Below are 24,900 nucleotides of genomic sequence, written 5' to 3' on the forward strand. Positions count from 1 at the left end.
GTCACATGGTATTCTCTATTGCTAATCTGCAAAATTAACATAAACATCCTCTATCGTTGATACAAGCGGATAAACGCCTATAGAATCGCCCAATCCGACTTCTTTCGGTGTCGGTGGTATGAAATTGGCCTTAGTTCCTTTTATATCAGCACCTTCTTCTGTCAACGTAACAATTGCATACAGCGGTTTATCATACATCATAGAGTATGCCATCAACGAATATTTCTTGTTGATCTCTTCCGGAAATCTCTTTTCCGTCATAGTCGGCTTCCCTATCCAAACATAGGAAGCACTATTGATTTGCATATAACTGATCCCATTGATCTTTTTCGTGTAATTACTATGATTATGCCCACTGAAAGCAAGCACTACTTTCTTAAACCCCGCACGTTTGTTCTCTTTTTCCAGGATACTCCGTACCTCAGCACCGTTTTTAAGTTCACTGTCAATACTTTGATGAGATAGCAAAACAGTCTTCAGATTTGTTGAGGCCAAATCCTTTTCCAGCCACTCCATTTGTTTTTTGTCCATATACGAATGGTTACTATATGGATACTTCCCGTAGTTCGCATGGTCGTAATGAATAATTTCTTTTCCATCAGAATAATTATTACCATCAAGTACCACAAAATGGAAATTACCCTTGTCAAATGAATAATAACGATTCGGCATACCCATTCCTTCCACATATTCGTCTACGCTATAACGGTCAAGATCGTGGTTCCCTATGGCATGATATTTTTCTCCCTTGAAATTGTTCCATATATCTCTGTACACTTGACTTGCACTGTCAAGCCGACAAAAATCCCCCAGGTCTATGATGAAATCCACATTCTCATCATTGGCAGCTTTGATAAAAGCTTCAACACGTTCCTGTCCACCTGGAACATCCGGCGCATGGAAATCCGATGCGATAGCAAACCTTACCGGAACTTCTTTTTTCTCGCAAGAAGCCATAACTAGCCCTATTGCAGCTACGGCTAAACATAAATACGCTGATTTTAAGTAGGTCATATAAGTATTAATTTGTAGAATATGGATTATTGGAATCTTTTATTTCATCCGGCCAAGGAGTTGGTTTGCCGGTCTCTTTGAATATCGGACGTTGTCCCCCGACCTCGCGCAGATAATTGCCCAACTCTTCAGAAAGTTTTTCTACCCGTTCCGGTTCTTCTGCCGACAAATCCCGTTCTTCGCTAATATCTGTTCGTATGTTAAACAACTCTTTACGACCTGTCTCGTAATAATAAACCAGTTTCCAATCATCTTTGCGGATGGAACAAGTCGCTCCGATTCCGGGACCGGTCGGTCCCCAGTTATTGGGGAAATTCCAATAAAGCGAACGTCCTTCAGATGGATTTTGACCTTTTCCGGTAAGCAATGGAACAAAACTTTTACCATCAATCACCTGAGGCGTTTTCGGCATATCTACATTTGCCATCTCCAACAACGTCGGATAAAAATCTTCTATCATCAAATAGTCATCACAAGAAGTTCCGGCTTTCGTCACTCCCGGCCATGAAACAATCATCGGTTCACGGATTCCGCCTTCATAAGCTGATCCTTTCCCGCTATTCAACGGCCAGTTATGTGTGTTAGGCTTTCCGCTTCTCACACTCGGTTCGACACTCAAACCTCCATTGTCCGACATAAAAATGATAATCGTGTTATCCGAAAGCTTGTTTTGTTGCAAATAATCCATCAAGTCTCCCAAGCTTTTATCCATTCCCTCAACCAAAGTGGCATAAGCGGCATCCCGTTTGTCCAAACCCCGGTCCAGATATTTCTGATAAAAACGCTTATCGGCTTTAACCGGAACATGTACAGCATAGTGTGACATATACAGAAAAAACGGTTTCTTCTTGTCGCGGTTATCCAGATGAGCAATAGCTTCGCGAGTCAAGGCCTCGGTCAGGAATACGTCTGTCCCATGATATTTCTCCAGCCCTGGAACAGCCCAAATATTTTTCTCTTTTCCTGGAAAGTCCCCATAATTATCTTCACCCAAATAAGAACCAGGACCACCGCAGGCATGTCCGGCAATATTTACATCGAATCCCAAATTCAACGGGTTTTCTCCGGGAGTACCGATAGCACCGAAATGAGCCTTTCCGCAATGTATGGTATAATACCCGCCATCTTTCAATGCCTGTGCCAAAGGCAAGGCATGGCAGGTCCGTTCAACACCTGTAGTCGGAGACAATCCGTTTACGTTCCATTGCGGGTAATCCAATACCTTATGTTTGCTGTCGACTTCCTGGTTGCGATGCAATGTCCAGTTTGTTACCCGATGCCGTGCAGCGTTCATTCCGGTAAACAAGCTAATCCGGGTAGGAGAACTTATACTACACGCATAGGCTGATGTAAACTTTACCCCTTGTTGGGCCAACCGCTCCATATTCGGTGTATGAAACATCCTGTTAAAAGGAGTCTCCTGATCCCAAAAGGGAACCGATGTATCTTGCCATCCCATATCATCCACCAAAAACAATACGATATTAGGGTGAGATACTTGCGCTGATAAAAGCCAAGGAAATGCTAATGATATTCCGAAAGCTAATTTTTTTCTTCTATTCACGATGTTGCTATTGTTATAATTGTGTTTCTTTCATACAATACCTTTTTAAGGTATCAAATATAGGAAAAAAGAAACACAGATGACACTGGTTAAGAAAGAGTGTAGAGTTTTTATTTTTCAAGGCATTCATCTATGTTCATTAGTGAGATTATGCGGAAATTGTTTGTATATGTCAAAAAATTGGATGAATTTTGTATATAATAGGCTGTATATGTAACGGGTTAAGATATATATATCATGAAAAAATATTTATTGATTTTAATGGGTGTTTTGAATGTTTACTCTTTTGTTTGTTTTGCTCAGAGCAAATACTACGAACATAGTAATGACTGGTTAAAAAAGAGTGAAGCCTGTAAACCTGCTTTTGTTTATAAAAAGCATTCTCCTTTGCGGATAGTGAAATCAGTAAAAGATGAAAAAGCATATCAAGGATGGAGAATGGAGGATGTTGGCAATGTCGATGTCTTATTTAATGAATCGTTGAAAAAACATTCCGGGATTATCTTAGACTTTGGAGAACATCTTACCGGCACGTTCAATTTTTCCTTGAAAATATTGGGAGAACACATCGCTTCGGATGCTCCTATCCGTTTAAAATTCACGTTTGCGGAAGTGCCAGGTGAATTGAATACACCGTTTGATCCCTATCCGGGGGGATTGTCTCGTGCTTGGTTGCAAGATGAAATCATTACTCTGATGACAGTTCCTATAGAAGCCAGTATTCCCCGAAGGCTCTCTTTCCGTTATCTTAAGATAGATGTGCTTGGAGCCTCTTCTTTTGATTTCGCTTTTGATAAGATGTCGTTTACTGCACAAAGTGCTGTAGAGAAGATTGAAATGGATTTGGCAACGACAACCGATCCCTTGATTAGAAAAATCAATGAAGTAGGATTATATACGCTAAAAGAATGTATGCAAACAGTGTATGAAGATGGGCCTAAAAGGGATCGTCGTCTATGGATCGGCGATCTTTATTTGGAAGCATTGGCCAATGCATATTCATATAAGAAGCATGATTTGACGAAACGTTGCCTATATCTGTTGGCCGCTCTATCTAATGATGAAGGGCTATTGCATGCAACCGTGTTTGAAGAGCCGCACCCTCATCCTCAATACGGTCAATATTGTTTGGATTATGCACTTATCTATAACGTTGCTTTATTGGAATATTTGAAAGTGACAGGTGATAAAGAGACAGCCGAAGATTTATGGCCTGTAGTAGTACGTCAGATTGAAATGGCACTTCGTCAATACTCTCCGGATTGGATTTATGATATGCAAAAACCGCCAATTTATTGGTTGGTATTTGACTGGAAGGATAATTATGACCGTCAGGCTTCTATGCAAGGATTGACTATATGGGCTCTTAATAAGAGCTATGAATTGGCTCGGCTGATAGGAAAAGACAAGGAGGTAAAAGAATGGCCGTTGTTAGCATCCAAAATGAAGAAAGCGGCTCGTCGGCAGTTTTATGATCAAAAACAGGGAGTAATTGTGAGTGGGCCATCAAGACAAGTCTCTTATCTTTCTCAGGCCTGGATGATTTTATCTGAAACATTGAATGCTAAAGAGGGAGCACGTGCAATGAAAAAAACAATGTCAATGTCTGAATCCTGTTATCCGGGGTGTCCTTATGCCTACCATTATATAATGGAAGCATTATTGAAATGTGGCATGAATGATGAAGCCAAAAGTTTGCTCGTGAATTATTGGGGAGGAATGGTGAAGAAAGGTGCGGATACTTTTTGGGAAGTATATGATCCCAATAATGATAAGTTGTCTCCTTATGGATTCTTCCCGATGAATAGTTATTGTCATGCCTGGAGTTGTACACCTGTTTATTTCATTAATAAGTATCCGGAGGTGTTTCAATTTTAATTTTACAGGTGTCCCGAACCGTAGCAGTTGAAGCATCGGCCCGTACCGTTGCAAGAGGTGCATTTCCGCCATATTTTGTCGGCCGAATATCCATAATAGTCCCAATATCCGCCGGCGCCTTTGCAACTGGTGCAGATTCCGGTTCCGTTGCACGACGGACAGTGTGATTTTCTGGTCGATGATTTGTTGCTTTCGGAGCCTGATGAGTTCCCATTCCCAGATGGGACGGTGTAGCCGCCCCTGCTCATTGCGTCTATCGAATGTGCAAAATTTTCGGCTTTTTTGGCTAATTCGGAGGTTTGCTCTTTCGAAATAGCCTGATTAAACTTTACACCATGGGAATTAATTATCGTTCCGTTTTGTTTGGAAATAAGTATTTGGTTACTACCCTTGAATTTTATATATGCAGTCTGGTCGGAGAAATTCAGTAAGCTGTAATAGTACTCTTGTAATACTTCGTAACCATCGCGTTCCTCTTCTTTGATATAGCCGAAGCCTTCCGCCCCTGCCTGTCCGACGGGGATTCCATTATATCCGTAAGTATAAATTGTCTTGCCGTTATCTGAGCAGGAACAACAAGCTGTAAGTGAGGCATAGCCCGGTATTCCATCGGTTCGGGCCATATAAATGGTGTTCCCGAGATCCGGCAGGAAGGATTGTCCTTGCGAGGAAGCGTATGAGTTTGATGTACCCGAAGAATAGTCGACACCGCCGCCGGCGTAAGCGATACGGAAATTTTTATCCCATTTTTCTTTGATGAAATTTCCGGGTATGGCATTGCCTGTTTGAAACGTCTGGATAGGCAAATGACCGTCTTGATATTTGGATCCTACGACAAGGTACTGCCCGTCACCGTATTGGACTATCTGTATAAAGTATTCATTGTCCCGTATCTCTTTGATTTTTGCATAGGCCTCGTCTTCGGAATCTATCAATGACCAAGTCTGGTCGGAGTAGGGAGCATCTTGGGAGGCCACAATGAACCACTTGTCTTTGTCGTAACAGCATGCGGTTGAAATGTATAAGTCGCGGTCCCAATATTTCTGTATCGTAGAGCTAAGTTCAGCTGTAGAACAAGATGACCACATCTGGTCGGTATATGGCGTGTTTTGCGACAGCACGATGAACCATTTACCGTTGCCATAGCAGGCTGATGTTATTTTGTAACCTTTTTCGATACGTTCTGTTATCCATTCGCTTGGCCAATTGGAGCAATAATTGTAAGTCTGCATGGTGAAGCCTGAATGGGTGGCCATAGTGACAAACCAGCCTGAAGCACCGTATGAAGTAGAAGTGATACGGAACCCTTTGTCCCAATATTCTTTAATGTAGTTATCCTGTAATTCTTTGCCATAACCACTGTAGAACCATGTCTGTTCGCCGAAGCCCGTTCCGGTTTCCATGATGATTATATCCTTATTATCGGCGACGGCAACCTGCATAGCCACAATGCAGAGTACGGCGATTACGACCGTTTTGATCAAGCGATTCATATTAGTAATTTTCTCTGTAAGTTGTGTGACCTTTAAAGAACTTATCGCTTACAAAAATACTCCGAATATCGAACATTATTACCTCTATCCCATATAAATTTCCAAAAACAACCATCATACTATCATTCTTGATTTAAAAACCTTGTTTTTCAGGGTCTCATAGCATGATGGTTGCTGTTTTTAACTATCATGTATCTATCATGCATCTATCATGTTTGGGGGATATATGCTTATTTATATTGCAGATGATGTATCATTTGCGTTTGTTGAGGTCAATACAATGCTTGCTGGTATGAAGTTGTTCTGAAACAAGGCAGATAAGCCTCTCTACATCCCCGTCTGGATCTTGTGGACATCCGGGTCTGCATGCCTTCTACACCCGGGTGTCCATGCTCTTTACATCCGGATCTCGAGAGGCTATTCATGTTCGATCTTTGATCTTTGATCTTTTCTTGCTATATTTTATTGGCAAACTTCTATCTGGGATGTTTGAGTAATGCCGTTCTCATTGTAAGTGTCTATGGTAAAATAGTAAGTAACCCCTTTATTAAGACTCCCAATCTCGAGGACTGTCTTTCCCATTACTTGGAAATTGTTATAAAGTTTGTCTTTTGCCACGCCATAACGAACGATATATCCCTGTGTATTAGGTACTTCACTCCAGCTTAAATGGGCTTTACAAGGATCGATGGGATCGCGTTCTATAGTAAAATCTTTGATCGCATGTGGTTTATTGCCTGAGCCGTAACCGAATATCCTTAAATCGCGGATGGACAGGTTGGGGGATACGGTATATTCTTTATTTTGAAATTTGATATACTGAGCTTTGAACGGAACTTCAAATTCGATATAATCATGCGGTGTATCAGTTTTTTTAGCACTGAAGTCCACTACTGGATACCAATCTTTACCATTTATCGATGCATAGATCAGATAACTTTGATAAACACCAGGAACAAAGCCTTGTTGATTGGCTCCGTATTCATCAAAATTTACCTGGATCGCATGGATAGAGGCCAACTGCTGCAAGTCAACCTGTAACCATTCGTCTTCTTTATTGGAGATCGCAACCCAAGCCGTACGGACATCTTCATCAACAGTGTTTCCAGCAGGATACTCTTCCAGTGCAGAAGATACTGTCACCGGTTTCTTATATGACAATAGCATCCAACCAGGTTGATAACTTCCGGTTGTTTGTTCTTTTCCTCCAGGCAGATACATTGGATAATCACCTAAATAGGTGTTTGTATGTAGATAACCATTTTTATCAAAGTCGGCAGGATAAAAAGAAATTCGCCGTTCAAACATGTGCCGGACGGAGATCGAATTGGTTGCAGCTTTCCAATAGTTTCCGTTACTTGTCGTAAACATGCAACCATGTCCGGCACCACCGATGAATCCTGTTGGTTTATAAGAGACCGGACTATTTTCCATATAAGTGAATGGGCCGGTAGGAGAGGTGCTGACATACACACCATCCGCATACGATTTCCATTCGGTTCCGGGAGCGGCATATTGTAAATAATACTTTCCCTGATGGGCCGTCATCCAGGCTCCTTCGATATAAGGGCAGTGGAGAAGTTCGTTCTGTTCACCTGTCCGTTCCCAACCATAATTTTCTTTATTGCTGTTAAAGCAAGCGACTACTTTTGTTTTTGCCTCTAATGTATTTAAATCCAAGACTTGCATATAGATTGGATCGACAGGTGAACAACCATAATACATATATAAATTATCCATTTCTACATAAAAAGCCGGATCCCAAAAAGACCAAATCTCTTTCACTGGCTCCCATTCTCCTTTTTCTGGAGCGGATGAACGGTATAACATGCTTTTCCCATGAGTGGAACCGACATAATACAGATAGTTGTTATGTATAAAAAGTCCTGGTGCATAGTCTTCGATCGGTAGAACCGAATCAGGTATAAAAACATGTTCCCAATTGGAGAAATCGTTAGAATACCAGTAGCCGGAAGACTTGGAAGCAAATAAATAATAGTTGTCTTTGAAAGAGACTACGACTGGATCGGCGGCTTCCCGAATACCTTGACCTCCATCTATTTTCATAAACCTGTAATTAAGATTGACAGGGTTACAGAACGTTTTCGGGAATTGGGCGATTTTTGCTTCGATCTGATGGGAATCCTGGCAACTTATCCCGAGGGGTATAATTAGTAAGATTAGTAATAACTTTTTCATTTTTTTAAATTAATATCCTTCTGCTCTTTGTAAAACAAACGATTCGACTTTATCATTATTGATAAGACGGTACAATGTCCAACTATGCCCGTCTTTATTGGCCTCCAGTCTCCAGTTGTAGGACGGATTTCTGAGAAGTTTCTTTATTTGCCTGGGAAAAGCATTTGCTCTACGAGCATCTTCCCAAATTCGGATGGCTTTGAATATCTCATCCTTCTGTGGACAGCTTTCAACATCTTCCTGATTGATTATTAGAAAATAGGTCGCACCATACCCGACAGAGATAGCCTGTATATGTTCATATTGTTCCACAGTTGAAGTATCTTTTATGGCAAAATTGCCTCCAAATGAAACTGGATAATAATTCGAATAGGTTACGTCACGCAAGTCTTTTCCTTGACTGGTCGTACTTCCCCACTCTCGGGTGTTGAGATCATACAGGTTACGTCCGCCCCCCACATTCCATACACTCTGATAGTGCCAGGAACCTTCCGATAGAGTAGCACCTGAGAAACGGATATAAGGAACATCTAGCTCTTCCGCCCTTTCAAACATTTTTCGGAAAAAACGTTTGGCTGAATAATAGCCATGGCCATTATTGAAAAGAAATTCTTGTCCATCGAAATCATAAAATGTCAAGCCGCTATAGGCTGCTACCTCGGCATAATACTGGGCTATTTTATCTTGAAGAGCCAGATTGGGAATCAATCCATCATAACCATAGTTGATGGTTACCTGCAATTTAGAAATTGTTTCATTTGCCTTATGGAAAGTAGGTTTTGTACCCCAGTATCCTCGGGTTACATTTTGCAGAGTATAAGGAGGTGCGTCAGATACCCCTAAATAATGAATCAGTTCTTTCCCTATTTTTATTATGTTCAAATTCTTGCAATGACCTTCCCAACTGGCGATTTCTTCCAGATATTTGGAGTCATCTACCACTATCACGGTATCTTTCGCCGTGATGCTTTTCTTTAGGGTACGTTTTTGTTGATAACATAAACTGTCGCTTGGAATGGGACTGGCATCTTTTGTGCCGGGTGCCAGTGAGTTGGTAATACAAACTCGTCCCAACATCAACCCCTGTTCTGCTGCTAAATCGGCAAATTCACGATGTGATTTATTGCCAGTGTTAAAACGGAAAGGTTTCTTTGTTTGATACATCCCATCCAGATATCCTGCATTTGCACGGTCAGGGCGTAAAAATCCTTGGTCATAGGCATGGATGGCAGGGAAACCTAGTCGGGTGGTATATGAAATAATGCTATCGTAACGATTCCCACTGGTCATTACATCTGGACTAAAGGCTGCTGGATCCTTGATCCATTTGTCTTTTACTGTCGGATAAGGTAATCCTTCCGAGAGAACGATGTTTTGGATAACATCCAATAATGCCGTACTGTCAGGACTCCCCCATAATGCAATAGAAGAACCTATAAAATCGACATCGGGTATAGGTTCTACATCGATATGGTTTGGAATGTTCGCCGGCATGTTTGGAATCAGGGAATAAAAGACTTGACGTGGTTTCGAACGGTCACGAGATTGATAATTAAGGTAAATACGTCCAAGGCTATCCACTAGTGCCGCATTTCCATACATGATCCGAAAATAGGGTTCTTTATTGGCATAGAAAGCGACATCGCTGATTCCATTTCCTCCTAAGGTAAATATTTGACCTTCATGTAGACTGTCCGGTAATGGGTACAGTTCTTTATCGGGAGTGTGAATGATATACTGGAAAGGGGCAGCGTCACCTTCGATATCAGGTGTACCTCCTAATGTATTGTCATCAAGAGCTAGCATACCGATACTGTAATTCACTGCATCACTAGTATCACGTGCCACTCCGATAATTTCACCTAACAGATTGGTTATATTTGTATAGTAAGTTCCCCATTGGATCGCATCGATACCATTTCTCGGTTCCAAGTTATTTAATGTCAGTTTGAAATATTTACCGCAGGGTTGCAATGTTACTTCTGCTACAGAGCCATTCAGATATTCCAAAGTAAAACAATTGGTCGTTTCATTGAAAGAAGCACTCTGAGGTGTGTAATAGGCTTTTTTTTCACTGTCATATAATGACATCAAAGGAGATGGTTTTTCGGTTGGACTGAACTCGCGGTTAGGCAGTACGGTTATATTCTTCATGCTTATTATATACCCTTTATCATTCACGACAATGCTGAAATAGTCGGTATTGAAATCCCAGCTCTTCCCGGTCGTACAACTGAAAAAAATGAGTATAGAAACGATACACAAAAAAAGAATCTTTTTATATCCTGTCATAAGAGTTTATTATTAATTTGTTTTTAATTTGTAGTTTACAGATTTACCCGCTTTTATTGTCACTTTATCTTTCCATTTTAGAAAAGCGTTCTCACCCAATTGACGGACTGATTCTTCTGCATTTTCCGCAAAGACCGTCACGGTAGCATCATATGCGGTTGGATTCGTGATTTGCAAAACCAGTTGTTTATTGTTTTGTTTTAGGATTTTAGCATCCACATGGTCAAAGACATAGAGAGAACTAATGTCTGTCCGTACGTAAATGCCAGGGATTTCCAATGCCATCATTGCTCCGTTTGTCTCATTCCATCCGGTTTTGCCACCATCACCGCGTGAACCACGGCTGTCGGCATCACAATAAGTCAAACGCTCCGTGATTTTACCATTGGGTTGTATACCTTCTGCATGAGCATGAATTACATCTCGAAGTAATTCGGCATAGGAGGTGTCTCTGGTATAACGGTATAACTTAAACAAGGCATCTCCTGATTGTGTACAAAAACCCGGAGCTCCGTGTTTATTCTGCGTGCTAGCCCAAACTGCACCGGTCAGATTCGCACCGAGTTTTGCTAATGGAGTCTCTTCTGGTAGACGGTAAGGGAAAGAAACAGTCCAAGTGGCACATAGGTTTGCTAAATTTCCGGCTTGTTTTAAATATTGCTCTTTCTCTGTTATTTCATAAAGAGTCATTAAAGAAGTGAGTAGGGCGACTGCTGTTTCTGAGTCTGCATTTTGTAGAATATCTCCACACCCCCCGGAAGTAAAGCCAACTAATGCAAAATTGTCGTAATAGTCTGCTGCAGCCTTGCAAGCTACTTCCAGATAGGTCGGATTATTATAATACCCGGAAGCTAAAGCCAGCCCGGCTATTGTTATAGCGCCACTTGTCGTATTATAGACAGCCACATTGCCGGTTTCCACATCCAGATAATTACCCCATGTCCCTTGTTTTTTCCAAGTATTGACAAAAGCATCTGCCAATAGACGCACATTTGTTTCCCATTCGACATCGATAATATTGGCTTTTCCCTGTTCTTTTAATAACATAAATTGTTTGATCATCCAATAAAGCACATCTCCGTTTTTTCGTGTCAGGCTAATTCCCGGATTGTTAACGGCTGCATCACGGTATAAGACTTTTCCATCCGATCCGAGAACATCATAATAATAACCACTTTTCCCTTTAGCACGTGGCAGCCCGAAATCAAATGTGTTTTTCACTTTTCGAAAATGTTCCTCATCACCTAAAGCTAACATCGGATAGGTATTCATCAGACCGCCAATCCAACCATAGGAAATCCAGTCTGCATTTTCCGGACAGTAATATTCCCACTGGTCACCTATATAATAACGTTCATCGATATTCCGAACCATTCGCGTCAGAACCTCACTCATCGGCATCAGATTACGAGGTGCTTCTCCTCTTATATGCAGCTTACGATCTTTCATAAAGCGAGCTAACAGTTCGGGAACATCTTTACAAGGGAAAGTAATTTCGGTAACTCGGATAATAATCCGGTCGCCTTTTTTTACCTGTATTCCCCGGTCGGGACTTTTGCTGAAACCGATAAATTCCGGCTTACGTTCCCGTACGCCTGGAGCACTGATGACGAAAGAGGCGATACTGCGATCCAGAGTTTCTTCTACGATCAAAGCATGATCCAACAATCGCTTATTCCATTCGATACCTTGGTCGGTTAATAAAATCGTTCCGGACTTCTTTCCTCGTTCAAACATAGTCATGGCCGGTGTTGCCACATTACTGACATTGACGTCCAACCGGGATGGGGCCCCGAACTCTGGAGAAAGCTGTGGAATCGGATTGGAAGTTAGTGCCAGATCTTTCCGGTTATAATCAGTTTTATCAAGGCCGGTTGCGTACGAACGATTTACAATCCGCTGCCTATTGCCGTTATAGACAGAAGAAGGAATCATCACATAGTTATCACTTGTCCAGTGATATCGGTCGAATGCCACAGCCACACCGGTATCACTCATGTCCCGCTTGGCAGTGAAAGAAAAAATATATGTTTTGCCTTCATAGGCATCTATTTGTTCAGTTCGGACTTCCCAGTCCGAACCGGGATTTATTTCTTTGCAATGCTTCAATTCTGCCTCTTTGTAGGAACACTCCAGCAAACGGATATTTTTACTTGTGTTCACCACGCTTGGTAACCAGGAAGCTTGTGCAGTTACTTTTGTACCCCCTTCTGTTAAGAGGCAGAGGACGCATAAGATAACAACACTTTTCATTTCTTTATTTGTCATGATTTAAATACTAAAACAGTAAGTAATTGTTTGTTTTTCGGATTATTCCTGTAGATTATCACTGTATAGTTCAAAAGAACAAACTTTCAGCCCATTCTCCATTTGGTAGAGAGTCCATCCGCGATTATCGGCCTTTGCTTCAAGACGCCAGTTAAGTGTCGGATTCTGTAACATTTTTCGGATATATGTTGGGAAAGCATTTGCTCGGCGAGCTTCCTCCCAAGTTCGAATCACATTGAAGATTGCATATTTTTGTGGACAACTCTCGACATCTTTTTGGCCGATCTTGAATGCATATGTACAACCATACCCGATAGCTGTGGCTTCGATATGCTCATAATCCTCCACTGTCGACTCTGCCGTGATTGGAAAGTTCCCTCCGAATGACGACGGGAAAAAGTTGGCGTAAGTAACATCACGAAGATCTTTACCCTGGCTTGTTGTACTTCCCCATACACGCTTTTTAACATCATAAATATTCAAACCGCCTCCTACATTCCAAATGCTTTGATAATGCCAGGAGCCTTCAGAAAGAGTTGCTCCCGTAAAACGAATGTTGGGTAAACCATATTTTTCCGTCTGAGTAAACATGTTACGGAAGAAACGTTTCACCGAATAGGCTCCGAATCCGGTATGGAAATAGAATTCCTGTCCATCATAATCGAACATCCTCAGTCCGCTGTTCTTGCATATGTCCGCATAATGACGTGCTAACTCATCCTGCAATTCCAAATTGGGAATCAATCCTGAGTACGCTCCTCCCACTGCAGGTTGAAGCTTATCTACGGCATCTCCTTTAACATGTGTGGCGGCCTTGGTTCCCCAGTAACCACGTGTCACTTTCATGAGTCGATACGGTTTCTCTTTTGTGACGCCGAGATAGTGAATCAATTCCTTTCCAATCTTAACCATATTCAATTCCGGGCTATGTCCTTCCCAACATGCTATTTCTTCCAGATGGGTAGGATCGTCGATATAGATCATCGTATCTGTTTCATTTAAATTCTCCATTAAGAAACGACGGTGTAAAATACAGATACTGTCTGAAGGGACCGGGCTGCAATCTTTGGTGCCGGGAGCCATAGAGTTGGAGATGGACGTCCGTCCGAGCATTAAACCATCCTTAGCTAAAAGATCGGCATATTCACGGGTTGACAAATCTTTATCCGTAAAATGATAACGTTTCTTTTCATGGTTCGGACCGTCGATGAAACCTCCATTTCCTCTATCGGCATGCAAGAAAGGCTGATCGTACGTATGAATTACTTTTAATCCCATCTGTTTGGCATATGAAGTTACGCTATCCATAAGTCCACCGTATGTGCATATATCTGGCATGAAGCTGGTAGGATCTTTAACCCACTTACCTTGAAAAGTTGGATAAGGCAATCCTTCATTCTGTACAATATCCTGGATGACCTCCAGCAAAGCCGTACTGTCAGGGCTACCCCATAAGGCGATGGATGAACCAATAAAATCCACTCCGGGAACATCCTGGCGCATCATGTGGTTAGGTTCGTTATTTTGGAAGATGGGATTGCCTTCCGGAGAATAGATCATCTTGCCTTTTCTGCGATCACGAGAGTGATACCGGATATTGATTCGTCCGTTACAATCGACAAAAGCCGTATTCCCATATAAAATGCGGAAATATGGTTCTTTCCGATTGTAGAAAGCCACGTCATTGATGCCATCACCTCCCATTGTAAACTGTTGTCCCTCATGTAGAGTGAGTGGTAGTGGATGATTTACCTGATCTGGGGAATGAACGATATAACCAGAAGGCCCTGTTTCAGAAGTAAAACGCGATTCTCCACCGATCGTGTTATCATCCAATGCCAATGCTCCAATGGCATAACCTACAGCTGCTGATGTGTCACGTGCCACTCCGATTATCTCGCCCAGTAAATTAGTTATATTCGTATAGTAATTACCCCATTGTATACCATCGATTCCATTACGAGGTTCCAATCTTTCCAATTTTAGTTTGAAATATTTGGTTTTCTCTTCTATACTGACTGTGGCCACAGAACCGTTCTCATATTCCAATTGATACTTGCCTTCGCTATACATTGCCTTTTGTGGATAATAATAACGCTTTAGGTCTTCATCATAAAGTGACAACAGAGGAGAAGGTTGGTCTGCCGGACTGAAGTTACGGCTATCACTTGTCAAGTTCCACATTCCGGTAATATACCCCCGGCTATCTATATCGATACCGAAACGATCTGTTTTGAATGAACGAGATCTTTCCACTCCACAAGCTGATAGCAATATGAGTATTACAGCCAGTGAGATAATTTTTTTTGTCATTATCATTTACTGTTTTTGCATTCTGTTAGTAATTTCTTCCTAAAACAATATTAATTGTGACTGAAATGTACCTTCCCTCAAAAGAAGTTGGACAAAAAATTGGGAGAGGGAAACTAAAACGAGTCTCCCTCTCTTGTATTTCTACAGATTTTCAATCAATTAATTATGATTGTTATTTCAATGGATCAAATGTACCGCCCCATTCTACATTTTGCTCAATCTTGGAGTTACGATCAATGACTTCTTTATGGATAGAATAGAACCAATGATCCAAATCAAGGTTGAACATGTATTGTTTATCCATATCAACACATTCTACATATTCGAAGCGGAACAATTTACGAATTTCCGGATCATACATATCCTTGGTCCAATCGAAACTTGCTATATTACTCTGATCTTTTATGACTGGGTATAAGCTGGCACGGTATTTAAGGTTATTCAGGATGTCATATCGTTTCCAACGGCGTAAATCTGCCCAACGTTTGCCTTCATAGGCAAATTCTATGAAACGTTCATTAATATAGGCTTCACGAATATCGCTTTGAGATGTTGCAGTAATCCCATAGTTTCCTGTCCCAGATTCAATACCGGCACGTTTACGAATATCATATAGTACTTGTAGGGCTTCATTGCTTTTGCCTAATTCATTCGCACACTCACCATAGTTCATTAAAACTTCTGCAAAACGAATTTCAATCCAGTCGATGTCTGCATCATATACGGTAGCTTGGGTCAAGTCAGGATCCAACCCCTTTTTCTGATAATAACCAGAAGAATTACCGCCAATGCCTTTATTTAACTGATCTTGTATCAAAGACACATATTTATAACCTGTTGACGCTCCTTCATCTGCCATTAGTTTCCATGCATTCCAATACTTCATATTGTCAGTTAATACATCGTTACATGGATAACTTGTTCCTGGACAGAATATTGTCGCATAGAAACGAGGATCACGATTCATATAGAAGTCAGTCATAAATTGCTCATTGTAAGCAGGATCATTTGCTAAACGATTTACATCCAATTCCAGTTTGGAGCCATCAGCTTTCGGAAATGCCATCAGAAGCGGAAATATTGCTTGGTTATCATTGGCTGCGTCTTTTGTCAACGGCTCAGGGCGAATGTTTTTTTGATCGAGTTTGTGATCAGGGTAAATATATTGATTCACCATAACGACCTCACGATTTTGTTCATCATACCAAATATCTGCAAAATTTCCTTCATATAAACCTTTGCCAGCATTTTGTAAAAAATCTACAGCCGTTTTATTGGCATTATAGGCAATCTCCCAACGGGACTGATCGTTGTTTGGATTAAACAGTGGACTGGCATATTGCAATAATATGCGGCCTTTGAATGCCATAGCACAACCTTTGTCAATACGCCCATAATCTTTTCCTTCCCACGTATCAGGGAGAGAGGCGATTGCTTCATCCAAATCTTTCATGATCTGTTCTACACATTCGGAGGTACTGTTTCGGGTGACAAACAAAGATGCAACATCAGTTACATCTTGAAAATGAAGAATTAACGGGACACCTCCCACAGAAAAGATTTTTCCCCAATAGTCCCATGCTCTCCAGAAAAGAGCCTGGCCTCTTAATGTTTTCTTTTCTTCATCAGTTAAAACCGTCACTGTTTCCAGTTGATCCAAAAAGAAGTTTATACGATCTATGTTCCCATAATCCAACTTTTGTCCACAATTGTCGATTGTGATTTGCCCTCTAACATATTCACTCATATTAGTAGGGCCATTCATACCCTCATCCGTATTGTTGGCATTAACAGGCCATCCCGGTAACATTCTGCCGTAAATATCGGTCAGGAATGAACTGATCATTGTTTTATCTTTCCAGACATTGTCTGGAGTGATCGCGCCTGAATTTTCATAGTCCAAGCTGCAACTGCATAAGATAATGAGTGCTAAACTGTATATAATATTTTTTCGTTTCATACTTAACAAAGCTTTTTAGTTAGAATTTCACATCAACCCCAAAGTTCCAAGACCGTAAAATCGGGAAAGCATTTCCATTTCCTATTTCCGGATCATAATAGTTCTTATTAAAGCTACTTAATACGAATAAATTTGTTCCAGTAATAAATAAACGGACATTATCAAAGACCTTATTATAGAACTGTCTTTGAGGTAAATCATAGCTTACCGTCAGATATTTCAGACGCATAAAACTTGCATCTTTCAGCCAATAGCTGGAATTTGTCTGATACGTTTTCGAGTTGTTGTTGCTGATACGTTTGGGTAATGTCGCATTGGGTGTTTCCGGTGTCCAACTATCGTAATACCATTGGTTCCACATGCGGTTCCATTCTACACCACCGGCCAGATCAGACATCCATTTCTTTTCACCTAATCTTCCAGAGAACATCATGTCAATATTTAGACCTTTCCAGCCACCACCAAGATTCAAACCATAAATGACAGGGAAATTTTTATTTTTTAATATTACACGGTCCCAATCGTTTATTACACCATCGGGAATACCATCAGGTCCACTTATATCTTTAAATACCATCATACCCAATTCAGGAGACAATCCGTTGTGTTTGTAATTAGGGTTGGCTGCATTAAAAGCGTCCAGCTCTTCTTGGGTACGGATGATTTTATCAAATTCCCAACCAGTAATATAAGAAGTCGATTTACCTTCTGCGATATCGATCCATTGTGCGTTTTCTGCATGATCTTTTTTTATCACTTTGTTCCATCCATACGACATCGTCAGGTTTGCAAAATAAGAGAAATCTCGAGTTTGCCCGCGATAACCTAATTGGAAATCGATACCTTGTGCATGGACTTCTCCATAGTTTTCTGCCGGCATGGATAAACTAAATGTCGATGGCAATGTATTAGTACGGCTACCCAAAATGTCATAAGAATTGCGGAACCAGTAGTCAGTTGAGAGATTCCAATGGTTCAAGAAATTCATGTCTACGCCAATATTGTAACTCAATGATTTTTCCCAAGTCAGATTCGGGTTGACCACACTTCCATAAGTTATACCAACCGATTTTACAGGATTTTTACCAAAATAGGCAGAACTGCCTGAGTTATAAGATTCTTGCCACTGCCATCCGCCAACGGAGTCATTACCGGTCAAACCGACAGAACCACGTATTTTTAAAAACTGAATAGTACTTCTATTAAAGAAATCTTCTTCTGAAATAATCCAACCAAGAGATCCAGCCGGGAAGAATCCCCAACGTTGTTCTGGTGCAAAGTTCATCGAACCGTCTTCACGAAAAGAGAAAGTTGCCAAATACTTATCTGCATATGAATAACTGAACTGTCCGATATAAGACAGACGGCCATTTATCCAGTCGGTGTCACCATTCCCCCATGTGTCTGTACGGGAGCTGCTTGCTGCCCAAAACTGATCTGTTGTATATACAGGAAAAGTTTCACGTCCACCTGTGACACCTGCACCACCACCTTCATACCATTCTGTTACGAATACTGCCGATACACGATGTTTTCCTTTGAATACATTTTCGTAATTCAACTGGAAGTTTAATTGTTTGTCATCGCTCCAACTTGATTTACGCTCAATATAATCCTTACCAACCCATGTCGATTTTCTTGTACTGATGATATCATTATCATTTGTAGATATAATACGATTATTCGTGCCACTTTTTTTCATGGTCATCAAATCATAATTGATATAAAACTTCTTATTGACATCATTCGTCCAACTTTTGCTATAGGAAACTTTTGCGCTTAGACCTTTCAAGAATGGCATTTTGTAAGTCGCACTGATAACTGCTTGAGGTTTCAACATCTGTGATTTGTTATAACCTCCTTTTCCATCAACAGCTGCTCCCATATTGGCTATCCAGCCATAATCAATATACTGTCCGTTATCCGTATAAACCGGTTGATCCGGTTGCCAGACTCTCAGTTTGCTGTAATTAGAAGCTGCATTTTCAAAAACCGCATTTCCTGTGAAGTTGTTGTAAATAGCCAAACCTGCAAAGACCTCTAAGTCTTTTGTGATATCGGCAGTAACATTCATACGAATGTTATATTTATCATACGTCAACGGTTTTAAGAAACCCTTTTGTTTCACATAAGAAGCAGCTCCGAAATAACGAACCCGATCACTACCGCCATTTACACTCAAGTTATGTGTTTGGGTTGTCGGATTTCTCCATACTGTTTCCAGCTGGTCATATCCCCAACCTCCATTTATCGTTTTGAAATGGTCAATTTCCTCTTGTGACCAAGCCCAACCCGCAGGATCAGCAGAACCATTGATGCGTGTGTACATTTCACCTGCCTGAACAGCACTTGTCAATTCTGAATTTTTAGTACGGGAATCCGTGCTAAAGCCATATGAATAATTGAATGTCGGTTTTCCCCGATTACCTTTTTTTGTGGTAACAACTATTACACCTCCAGCAGAACGCGAGCCATAAATAGCAGCAGAGGCAGCATCCTTTAATACGGAAACATCCTCGATTTCATTCGGGCTCAAATTATTAAAATCTCCACTGCCACGAACAACCCCATCAATCACATAAGTGACATTCTCTGCGTTCCAAGATGCACCTGTACGAATAGAAATATTAGGTGCTGTTCCAGGAAGAGCACTCGGTGTACTCACATTTACTCCAGCTAATTTACCAACCAAAATGTTTCCGGCGGATGTTGTGGGAAGTGCTTTTACATTTTCTTCCACTTTCATGGATGATACGGCTCCTGTAACCAGCCCCTTTTTTTGTGTCATATAACCGACAACAACTACTTCATCCAGCAATTCTGAATCATTTGCTAATGTAATATTGAATGTTTTTCCCCTTATTACCGGGACTTCTAGATTTTTAAAACCCACATATGATATCAATAATGTCGCATTATCATCTACACTTAAAGAAAAATTGCCGTTGATATCTGAAATTGTACCATTATCCTTGGTACCTTTTTCTAAAATGTTAGCACCAATCACTGGTTCACCATTCGGATCATGGATAGAACCGGTGACGATTTTTTTATTTTGATCGACTGCTGTTGTGATATGAGAGGTCTCTTTCGGTTTATAAATAGAGATTGTTTTATTTTCAATATCATATTTCACTTCCATACCTTCAAAAACGGAAGCCAAGACCTGGTTAAGAGTTTTGTCTGTCGCGTTGACCGTAACAGTTTGTTTGATATTTATATCATTATTACGGACTAAGATCGAATATCCGGTTTGTCGTTCTATATCATCCAGTACTTTACTGATAGGTACATTTTGGTGATGTACTGTAATTTTTATACTTTGTAATACAGTATTTGCATACATGGATGCAGAGATTACACTCATCGCCAAAAATAAGCTCAATTGTTTGATTGAAAAATACTTTATTTTCATACTTTTGTAACGATTTTGTTAGTTAGTAACTAATTAATTCAAAAAATCATCTAATGAATCGGAGAGAAGTGCCAACCATCTCCGATTCTTTTTTTATCCTGTTCTTCCCATAAGTTTTATTTTAAAGTTAAACATTATTATATCACTCACAGTTTCATTTATCTTTTAAGGTGATGACGCCTCCACTCTGTTCAAAACGATACTTCTTGTCCACATCGATAAAGTTAAACACATCCTGAAGCGACATATTCAGATCGATACTTCCTGTAAAATATTCATTCGTCACATTAGGGCTATCCACATGTATTTTGATATTGTATTTCCGTTCTATATCTTTCAATATATCCAGGAAAGATGCATTTACAAAACTCAATCTACCCGTTGTCCACAATGCTGATTTGTAGGATTCGACAGTTTCGCTGTATAAGTTTCCGGTGTTGCGGTTATAAATAGCTTTTTCATCCGGTTTCAAACGAACATACTTATTGTTGGCAAAGACATCAACCCCTCCATTGATCAGGGTAACTTCTGTCGATTGATCTTCCTGATAGCAACGGAGATTAAATTCAGTGCCTGTAACTTTTACTGTTATATCTCCGGCATATACCTGAAATATTTTTTCTTTATCTTTTGCCACATCAAAATATCCTTCTCCAACTAAATATACATTTCGCTCTTTTTTCCCATAAGATAATGGATACTTTAACATGGAACCGGAGTTAAGGACCACTACGGAGCCATCAGGTAAAAGAACTTTTGTTTGTGAACCCAAAGGAACCGTTGTCTCATTATATAACAGGTCATCTGATTCATCTAACTCATTATATGTAAAAATCGAACCAACGGATACGGTTATCATTAATAAAAGGATGGCTGCAATGTTTCGAGCATAAATGAACCATTTACTGTGGAGAGTTCTTTCGGTAGTCAAATGCAATTTTTCTTTTAGAAGAATATAACCGGCCTTTTTCTGAGATTCAAAAGTCGGGATATGGAGCAAAACATACAGCTTGACCATTTCATGGTATTGTTTTCGGTATAAATCAGATTCTTCTATTAAAGCAAACAAAGAGGTTTTTTCTTCATCTGTTATTGAACCTGATATATATTTATCCATTAATTCTTCAAATAGTATATTTTTATCTTGCATATTGCTATATTTTCTGTCTGTTTATAATTAATACACATCCCAAGTGAAAAACATTTAGATGAGATTGCTTTTTTTTATATTCAGGAATAAATATTTAGTAAATAAGAAAGAGGAGAAGATGTTTAAGGGCTTGTTTCAAGCGATCAGTCGCATTTTTGAGCTGTACACGTACTGTGCTAACAGTCAGTTCCATTTCTTCAGCAATTACGTCGATGGTTTTTCCTGCATAAAAATATTCTTCAAAAACTTTCTTGCATTTTAGAGGTAATTGGTCCACAGCCGAGCGTATTTCATCTTCTGTCTGTCGCATTTCTACATACTGTAACGGGAGGGGAGTCGATTGAATATAAGATTCTAAATAAGCCAGCAACTGATCTTTGTGAATATCCAACAAGTTCTGTTGGTTTCTCTGTGAACGAATATAATTGAGGCATCCATTCTGTACGGAACGGACTAAATAATAATGGATTGGATATACTAAGGTTTCTTTTTTTAACCAGACGTTTATGAAAACATCATCAACAATTTCAGAACAAAGTTGTTTGTCCAATAAGTAATATAGGGCGATTGCATTCAGGTAACTATAATAATGACTATATAACTTAGCAAAAGCCTTTTCAGAACCATTTCTGATTTGTTTTATGATCTCTTCATTTATATGGTTTATATTCATGACTATCCATTCAGTAATTGTATTAATGATATTAATTTTTGAGTTCTTTTGGGTATTCTAATCTCTTTTTAACGTGGCAAATATAATATTTATCCTCTTATTTTGAATAATATCTCGATGAATAATTGGATAATCCAATGAATTACAGATAATTAAATAGGATTGTATTGTGTGAAAGGCTCAATCAAAAGTCTATGTCTGGGTGATGATGCCAGAACTATATATTGTTGGTCATGAAGATGATAGGAATAAGAATGAAATTCGACCGTATGGTGGCCGGCAGAAAGTTATTGCCTGATCAATGGTAACCAGGAAAAATCGCCCGGAAATAAATGCCGGGCGATTTTTGAGCGGATACGTTTATATATGGCTGTATTGATGACAAGAGTTGATTTGCCAAATACAGTCAGGAGTCGGTTGTCTTGTTGTATGTTGTTTTATAAGACATCAACTGTCCTTTCCAGAGCCATCCCATGCGAGCCTTTTATCAGCACATGATATCCTTTCAGGGGATTTTTGCGCAGGGCTTCGATCAGTTGTTCTGTTGTGGGATATGTGACGAAGTCTTTTCCGGCGGCTTTTTGGAAGTGTTCGCCGCATAGGAATACTTTGTCGTAGTTGCCTTCCTTGATGAGGGCAATGACTTCGGCATGGAGTTCGTCGCTCGTTGGGCCTAATTCGCGCATGTCACCTAAGATAAGGGCTTTGGGCGAGACAGGCATTGTGGCAAAATTATCCAGGGCGACTTTCATGCTGCTCGGATTTGCGTTGTAGGCATCGATGATCAATTCGTTGTTCTCAGTCTTTTTCAGCTGTGAACGATTGTTGGTCGGTTCGTAAGCGGCAATGGCACGGCTGATACGTTCTGCCGGAATCTTGAAGAAACGGCCGACGGCAACGGCTGCCAAGGCATTGTCCAGGTTGTAGCTGCCGATCAGGTGGGTTTCCACCGTGTGGATCTTGCCCTGTTGTTTCCATTCGAAAGTCAGGTAAGGATTGCTGCTGACTACACATCCCCAGGCAAAAGCCGTTTCGTCGGAGCCGTATGTGACCTGCTCGATTCCCTTGGCGATATCTTTCAGGAACTTGTTGTCCTGATTGATGAAAATCTTGCCTTTCGTGTGGCGTATATAGTCGTATAGTTCGCCTTTTGTTTTGATCACGCCCTCGAAAGAACCGAAACCTTCCAGATGGGCGCGTCCGACGTTGGTGATAATTCCGTAGTTCGGGTGTACGATATCGACCAGCTCTTTGATATCGCCCGGATGGCTGGCTCCCATTTCGATCACGGCCATTTCGTGGTCGTGCGTCAGGCGGAGCAAGGTGAGGGGAACGCCGATATGGTTGTTCAGATTGCCTTCGGTGTAGAGGAGGTTGTATTTGGTTGACAGGACGGAGGCCAACAGCTCTTTTGTCGTTGTCTTGCCGTTTGTCCCGGTGATACCGATAATCGGGCAGCCGATCACTTTACGGTGGCGGTGCGCCAATTGTTGTAAGGTTGTCAGTGTGTTGTCCACAAGGATCGTACGTCCTTCGATAAAATAATCCGGATTATCGATTACGGCATATACGCAACCGGAAGCCAATGCTTTTTCTGCATATTGGTTACCATCGAATTTATCCCCTTTCAATGCAAAAAAGATAGAACCGCGGGGACAATTACGGCTGTCGGTCGTTATTTTCGGATTGTGTATAAACAATTCATATAGTTCAGGTATAGTCATTGTCTTTTTCCTTTATAATTTCTATGCGAGTTATTTCGCGCAAATGTAGTGATTTAATGTATTTACCTTTATCTTTGCCGGAAAGAAAAAATAAAGATGTTACATAAAACGCTCAATATTAGAGGAACACTTACCTCGCTCGATACTCCGCTGGTGATGGGTATTCTGAATGTCACTCCCGATTCTTTTTATGCCGACAGCCGGAAACAGACAGAGGCTGCTATTGAAGAACGCATACAGGCTATTTTATCCGAGGGAGGGCAGATCATCGACCTCGGAGGTTATTCTTCCCGTCCCGATGCCGCCGAAGTCTCACCGGAAGAGGAGATGAGACGTCTGGCTTTTGCCTTGAAGATACTGAATGCGCATTATCCGGATGCGACTTTGTCTGTCGATACGTTCCGGGCAGACGTGGCCCGTCGTTGCGTCGAAGAATATGGGGTGGCGATAATCAACGATATTTCGGGAGGAGAGCTGGATGCCGATATGTTCGGGACGGTCGCCCGTTTGCATGTGCCTTATATCATGATGCATATGCGCGGAACTCCCCAAACGATGCAGCAACATACCGATTATGCGGATATGATGGAGGAGATCATGCTCTATTTCGCCGGAAAAGTCCGCCAGCTCCGTTTGTTGGGTGTGAACGATATCATACTGGATCCCGGCTTCGGTTTCAGTAAGACGGTGGATCAGAATTATACGTTAATGGGACATCTGAGTGAGTTTAAGGAATTCGGTTTGCCCCTGCTTGTCGGTATCTCCCGCAAGAGCATGATTTATAAATATCTCGGTGGAACACCTGCCGACAGCCTGAACGGAACCACAGTTTTGAATACCATTGCCCTGCTGAACGGTGCAGATATTTTACGTGTCCATGATGTCAAGGCTGCCGTAGAAGCAGTCAAACTCGTTTCGAAAACTTTCAACTTTCAACTTTCAACTTTCAACTGTTAA

14 protein-coding genes are annotated in these 24,900 nt (G+C 40.8%); 2 read left to right on the forward strand and 12 right to left on the reverse strand.

Going from position 1 to position 24,900, the window contains the following annotated elements; translation table 11 throughout:
* Window positions 1–21 precede the first annotated feature (21 nt).
* Window positions 22–1,014, reverse strand: coding sequence for a metallophosphoesterase family protein (locus BQ9893_RS16945; RefSeq protein WP_244155167.1), 993 nt, complete (start codon window positions 1,012–1,014; stop codon window positions 22–24).
* 7 nt (window positions 1,015–1,021) lie between these two features.
* Window positions 1,022–2,548, reverse strand: coding sequence for a sulfatase (locus BQ9893_RS16950; RefSeq protein WP_244155211.1), 1,527 nt, complete (start codon window positions 2,546–2,548; stop codon window positions 1,022–1,024).
* A gap of 267 nt (window positions 2,549–2,815) precedes the next feature.
* Here BQ9893_RS16950 and BQ9893_RS16955 point away from each other — a divergent pair, with 267 nt between their 5' ends.
* Window positions 2,816–4,456, forward strand: coding sequence for an alpha-L-rhamnosidase-related protein (locus BQ9893_RS16955; protein WP_075967019.1), 1,641 nt, complete (start codon window positions 2,816–2,818; stop codon window positions 4,454–4,456).
* Between the two features lie 2 nt (window positions 4,457–4,458).
* Here BQ9893_RS16955 and BQ9893_RS16960 read toward each other — a convergent pair whose 3' ends face one another.
* From BQ9893_RS16960 to BQ9893_RS17005, 10 genes are all read right to left on the reverse strand, one after another.
* Window positions 4,459–5,949, reverse strand: coding sequence for a DUF7477 domain-containing protein (locus BQ9893_RS16960; protein ID WP_075967020.1), 1,491 nt, complete (start codon window positions 5,947–5,949; stop codon window positions 4,459–4,461).
* A 462-nt stretch (window positions 5,950–6,411) separates the two neighbouring features.
* Window positions 6,412–8,016, reverse strand: coding sequence for a family 43 glycosylhydrolase (locus BQ9893_RS16965; RefSeq protein WP_244155168.1), 1,605 nt, complete (start codon window positions 8,014–8,016; stop codon window positions 6,412–6,414).
* Between the two features lie 141 nt (window positions 8,017–8,157).
* Window positions 8,158–10,440: a hypothetical protein gene (locus BQ9893_RS16970; RefSeq protein ID WP_075967022.1), complete on the reverse strand. Its 2,283-nt coding sequence runs from the start codon at window positions 10,438–10,440 to the stop codon at window positions 8,158–8,160.
* A 12-nt stretch (window positions 10,441–10,452) separates the two neighbouring features.
* A complete protein-coding gene (locus BQ9893_RS16975) occupies window positions 10,453–12,708 on the reverse strand; it encodes a hypothetical protein (protein WP_075967023.1) in 2,256 nt (751 codons plus the stop codon).
* Between the two features lie 42 nt (window positions 12,709–12,750).
* Window positions 12,751–15,021, reverse strand: coding sequence for a hypothetical protein (locus BQ9893_RS16980; protein ID WP_244155169.1), 2,271 nt, complete (start codon window positions 15,019–15,021; stop codon window positions 12,751–12,753).
* Between the two features lie 172 nt (window positions 15,022–15,193).
* Window positions 15,194–16,981 carry a RagB/SusD family nutrient uptake outer membrane protein gene (locus BQ9893_RS16985; RefSeq protein WP_075967025.1) on the reverse strand — a complete coding sequence of 596 codons (1,788 nt, stop codon included), beginning with the start codon at window positions 16,979–16,981 and terminating at the stop codon, window positions 15,194–15,196.
* 19 nt (window positions 16,982–17,000) lie between these two features.
* Entirely contained in the window at window positions 17,001–20,396 is a 3,396-nt protein-coding gene (locus BQ9893_RS16990; protein WP_075967026.1) for a TonB-dependent receptor, read from the reverse strand.
* Window positions 20,397–20,550: 154 nt separating this feature from the next.
* Window positions 20,551–21,546: a FecR family protein gene (locus BQ9893_RS16995; RefSeq protein ID WP_075967027.1), complete on the reverse strand. Its 996-nt coding sequence runs from the start codon at window positions 21,544–21,546 to the stop codon at window positions 20,551–20,553.
* Window positions 21,547–21,640: 94 nt separating this feature from the next.
* Window positions 21,641–22,219: an RNA polymerase sigma-70 factor gene (locus BQ9893_RS17000; protein ID WP_075967028.1), complete on the reverse strand. Its 579-nt coding sequence runs from the start codon at window positions 22,217–22,219 to the stop codon at window positions 21,641–21,643.
* Window positions 22,220–22,656: 437 nt separating this feature from the next.
* A complete protein-coding gene (locus BQ9893_RS17005; RefSeq protein ID WP_075967029.1) occupies window positions 22,657–23,943 on the reverse strand; it encodes a UDP-N-acetylmuramoyl-tripeptide--D-alanyl-D-alanine ligase in 1,287 nt (428 codons plus the stop codon).
* A gap of 96 nt (window positions 23,944–24,039) precedes the next feature.
* Between BQ9893_RS17005 and folP the strand changes: the two genes are divergently transcribed.
* Entirely contained in the window at window positions 24,040–24,900 is an 861-nt protein-coding gene (folP, locus tag BQ9893_RS17010) for a dihydropteroate synthase (protein ID WP_075967030.1), read from the forward strand.

Source organism: Parabacteroides massiliensis, assembly GCF_900155425.1.
GTDB classification, from domain to species: Bacteria; Bacteroidota; Bacteroidia; order Bacteroidales; family Tannerellaceae; genus Parabacteroides; species Parabacteroides massiliensis.